Raw genomic sequence first — 4,241 nt, 5'->3', positions numbered from 1 at the left:
CGGCGACAACGTGTCGATCACCGTCAAGCTGATCGCCCCGATCGCCATGGAAGAAGGTCTGCGCTTCGCCATCCGTGAAGGCGGTCGCACCGTCGGCGCCGGCGTCGTCGCCAAGATCATCGCCTGAGCTTTTGTGTGACGGTGGCGGAGTGCTTCAAGGCACTCCGCCCTTTCCTGTTCGCGGCCGACCTCGGTGGGCCGCATCGCTCTTTTTGAAGGACATGTCATGCAAAAGCAAAAGATCCGCATCCGCCTGAAGGCATTCGATTACAAGCTGATCGACCAGTCGGCCCAGGAAATCGTGGAAACCGCCAAGCGCACCGGCGCCATCGTCAAGGGTCCCGTGCCCCTGCCGACGCGCATGCAGCGCTTCGACATCCTGCGTTCGCCGCACGTCAACAAGACGTCGCGCGACCAGTTCGAAATCCGTACCCACCAGCGTCTGATGGACATCGTGGACCCGACCGACAAGACGGTTGACGCCCTGATGAAGCTCGACCTGCCGGCTGGCGTGGACGTCGAAATCAAGCTGCAGTGATGCATCTGTCCGGGCAGCATCTGCTGGCCGGATGACACCCGAATGAAAAAGCGACCCAGGTGGTCGCTTTTTTGTTGGCCAACGCGCCCCGCACCACCCTGCGTTGCGACGATCGGTAACAGAAACGGGTGCCCAGCAATGCCTTTTCCACCCTCCAGGGGAGATGAAAACCAGCGGTACCTCGCTACAGTGGACCTCAGCAAAACATCCACACGCCGCTGAGCGGGAGGCCATCGATGGACAGCATCCGGGAGAGCACCGGCGCCGTGTCTCTGCAGGCCGATCTGTTCGGCAGCAGCACGCAACCGGCACAGATCGTGGAATTGCGGCTCATCGGCGAGCAGCTCCAGATCCGGGGATCGGCCTTCACCCAGCAGATTCCCGCCCGCCGAATCCGCTGGCCGCGCACCGGAGACAGCGGCATCTGCCTGCTGGAGCTGCCCGATGGAGCGTTGCTGCACTGCCGATCGGATGCGCTGCTGCGGCAATGGAGCGCGGCAGCTCAGGACACCGCGATACCTTGGTGTCGCCACCTGCGCAATGCCGGCTTGGCCCTGGCCGCCGCGACGCTGGTCTGGGCAGGTCTGCCGGCCGTGGCCGAATCGCTGCTGACGCAGGTACCACGCCAGATCGATCGCCATGTCGGTCAACGTCTGCTCGACCGGCTGGATGCCCAGTGGCTGCAGCCCAGCACGCTGCCTGCCCAGACCCAGCAGGCCTGGCGACAGCGTCTGACCGATGCCGTCACCCAGGCCTGCCCCGCAGTCCGGCTACCCGCCTGGAATCTGCAATTTCGACGCAACCATGGCGACAGCGCCAGCAACGGCACCGGCGCCATCGGCCTGCCAGGTGGTACGGTCGTGCTGCTCGACGAGCAGCTCGGCCGAGGCACGCTCCATGCCCTGTGCAACGAACTCGGGCAGCTGCAACAGCGGCAGGGCATGCGCACGCTGGCCCGGAATCAACCTGTTTCGCTGCTGATGGGCGTGGCCTTCGACGACTTCAGCTCGACCGTGGCGGTGGCTTGGCCAGTGCTCGCCCAGCACCGGCCCTTCACCGCCCTGACCGGTGCCACGGCGGGCTCCACCGGGAGCCGCACCGCGCGCCGCTGAGCGACCTGGGTTGCGCATCCTCAATTCTGAGGACGACAGGCGGCAGCAGGCCGCCTAGATTCGGCGACCTTCGTCTCGCCTTTTTCGATTGTTCCGAATTTCCAGGAAGCTGCGACCATGCCCGACAAGAACGCGAGCCTCCAACTCGGTGGCATCACCAATCTGAGCCTGCTCGCGCCCGTCAAGACGGGGTTTGTCGACAGCTTCGACACGCTCACCCAGGTCGCCCGCCTGCAGCAGGTGCTCGCCACACTCAATGCCATCCGGCAGGCGGCACGCGAATCGGCGGTACCACTGTCGCCATTTCCGGACCCGGTGGGGCGGTTCGACATCGTCCACTTCTTCCGCTTCTCGGTCGTGCCTCCGGATGCCGAGGCCCAGGCCGCCGGCTCCCTGCGCCACCGCCTGCTGCTCAGCGTGACCTTCGATGGCGGCTGGGAGCCGTACATGCGCGTCATCTGGCGCGACCTCGGCACGCTGCTGGACCTGATGCTCTGCCACTGCGAGGGCTACCCGCTCGCACATGCCAGCACCTGCGAGGACTACCTGCGCTGGGTGCGCACCCACGAGGTCAAGGGCGGTTTCTTCTACGCCGAGGCAGCGACGACCGTGCTCGACCAGCGCCGGATGAAGGCGCTGGTCACCCCCCAGGGACCGCTGCCACCCACGGTCTACAGCCAGACGCAGTGGCAGCAGATCGCCGAACACCGCCTGACGGCCGCCGAGCGCCACAGCATCGGCGCCACGGCGCTGCGGGCCATCCGCACCTTCCACGCGCTGAAGAACAGCTTCCCGGACAACCCGGCCGACGACGAAGGCATCCTGCTGCGCGGCATGGGCGACGTGCTGCGCGAGGTCCGCGCCATCGGCCTGTCGCGGCTGCTGGCCGACGACGATGGGCTGCGCACGCTGTACCGGCCGGTGATCGCCTGGTTCGACCAGGCCGGACCGGGCAGCGCGGCGGCGCGGTCCCCCGCCACAGCGCGGCTCGACCTGGGCAAGGTGCAGGGCGGCATCCTGAGCAGCCCGGTCGACACCACCCACGGCGCGCTGGTGCTGCTGCGGGTGACCAACGCCGCGCACGCGCTCGATGCCCTGGCCCACTGGCCCGTGTGCACCGAGGCGGACGCAGGGCAGCCACACCGCATCCGGATGAACCTCGCGCTGACCCTGCAGGGCCTGAAGGCGCTGCATCTGCCGGCTGCGTTCCTGGACCGATTGCCGCAGGAATTCATCGAAGGCATGGACGCGCGGGCTGGCGTGCTCGGCGATCTCCATGGCCAGCATCCGGACCGCTGGCAGCCTCCGCGGACCCATGGCACTGTCGGCGCGCCATCCCCTCGCATCGCGCTGTCCGCGGTGCATGTGGTCGTGCAACTGCGCGGGGCCTTCGGCGCAGATCATCCGCCCGTGGCGGCAGGCACGGTCCACCCGGGCCTGAGCCCTGACATCGAGCGCCTGCAGGCGCCAGGCACCGGGCTGAAGGTGCTGGCCGTCGAAGCGATGCAGCGCCACACCGCCGGTCCCGGCAGCACGCTGTCGAAGGACCACTTCGGCTTCCAGGACGGCTTCAGCCAGCCCGTCCTCGCCGCTGGCGCACCAGCGGCACGCTGGTCGGACACCGTGGCACCGGGCGAGTTGCTGCTGGGCCATCCGAACGACCGGGGCGACGCCCGCGTGCCGGACGCGCCGGATGCGCTGCTGGACAACGGCAGCTTCCTCGTGATCCGCAAGCTGGCCCAGCAGGTGGACCGGCTCGACCAGCTGCTCGACACCCAGGCCCAGGCACTGCGGGACCTGCATGGCACCGATGCGCCGGATGCAGCGGCGCTGCGCACCCTGATGATGGGCCGCGCGCCGGACGGCACGCCACTGGCCAGCCCACCCGCACCCGCCGACCAGCCGAACGATTTCAGCTACGCAGTGCCGGACACGCCGCTGCCCACCGAACGGCTGTGCCCGTTCCAGTCGCATGTGCGGCGGGCCAATCCACGCACCCCCACCGCCATCGGGGCACCGATCCCGCGCATCGCCCGCCGCGGCATGTCGTACACCGACGCCGCGGGCGAGCGGGGTCTGTTCTTCATGGCCTACAACGCCAGCATCGCCGAGCAGTTCGAGGTGATCCAGCGCTGGATCAGCGGCGGCAACAGCACCGGCCGCCTGTCCTGGCAAAGCGACCCCTTCCTCGGCGTGCCGGTGCCGGGCCTCGCCCGCACCTTCCAGTTCATCTGGCGCGACCAGCCGATGTCGATCGACCTCGGCAGCGCGCCGCTGGTCGAACTGCGCTGGGGGCTCTACCTGTTCGTGCCGTCGATCACCGCGCTGCGCTGCATGCGGCACTGGGTCGCCACGCCGGTGCCGGTGCTGACGCCGGGACCGACTCCACCCGTGCCACCAGCCCCGCCCACCGACTACGCCACGTGGAAACGCCGCATGGAAGACGCCACGCTGCGCGAGTCGACCTGGGCCACCGTGCGGGCACAGCCGGGCGGCGTGCTGCGCACCGACTACGGCGTGCTGGTCGGCAGCAAGGCCGCGGTGATGGAGGTGTTCCTCGATCCCCGGCAGCACTACTCGGTGCACGGCTA

General features: G+C 68.5%; 4 protein-coding genes. All 4 read left to right on the top strand.

Annotation, left to right across the window (positions count from 1 at the left end; genetic code table 11):
* Positions 1–127, top strand: a 127-nt coding sequence (locus AB3X43_RS01005) for an EF-Tu C-terminal domain-related protein (RefSeq protein ID WP_445683271.1), incomplete at its 5' end; no start/stop codon positions are given.
* A 99-nt stretch (positions 128–226) separates the two neighbouring features.
* On the top strand, positions 227–538 hold the full coding sequence (rpsJ, locus tag AB3X43_RS01000) for a 30S ribosomal protein S10 (protein WP_110401797.1): 312 nt from the start codon (positions 227–229) through the stop codon (positions 536–538).
* Between the two features lie 236 nt (positions 539–774).
* On the top strand, positions 775–1,650 hold the full coding sequence (locus AB3X43_RS00995) for a DUF7092 domain-containing protein (RefSeq protein ID WP_369428032.1): 876 nt from the start codon (positions 775–777) through the stop codon (positions 1,648–1,650).
* Between the two features lie 117 nt (positions 1,651–1,767).
* Positions 1,768–4,241: Dyp-type peroxidase (locus AB3X43_RS00990; RefSeq protein WP_369428031.1), on the top strand; the 2,474-nt coding region annotated here is incomplete at its 3' end.

The sequence above is a fragment of the Sphaerotilus sp. genome (assembly GCF_041083715.1).
Lineage (GTDB): Bacteria > Pseudomonadota > Gammaproteobacteria > Burkholderiales > Burkholderiaceae_C > Sphaerotilus.
The sequence above is the reverse complement of the archived record's forward strand: the minus strand, read 5'-3'. Positions and strand labels throughout refer to the sequence as shown.